The sequence below is a fragment of the Bacillus cereus group sp. BfR-BA-01408 genome (genome assembly GCF_022663305.1).
GTDB classification, from domain to species: domain Bacteria; phylum Bacillota; class Bacilli; order Bacillales; family Bacillaceae_G; genus Bacillus_A; species Bacillus_A pacificus.
Map to the genome: position 1 here is coordinate 1 of NZ_JAKUFF010000358.1, position 213 is coordinate 213.

Genomic DNA, 213 nt, shown 5'->3' on the forward strand with positions numbered 1-213 from the left:
TCCATTTGGTGTTGGCTTATTTGGCTTAGAAGGAAGCGATGCCTTTTCTTCTTTCTTATTTTTCACAATATGTTTAATAATTTCTCCATCCTCTTTTATTTCAAATGCGAATGTCTCTTCATTTATTACATATCCATTTGGTGCTATTGTTTCTTTATACGTGTACTTTCCGTATGGTAGTTTGAATTTCGCTACACCTTTTTCATCCGTTTT

1 protein-coding gene is annotated in these 213 nt (G+C 32.9%); it reads right to left on the reverse strand.

All coding sequences use genetic code 11. The features are described 5' to 3' along the window. On the reverse strand, nucleotides 1-213 hold a 213-nt coding region (locus MR083_RS27640; RefSeq protein WP_242270155.1), incomplete at both ends, for a prealbumin-like fold domain-containing protein.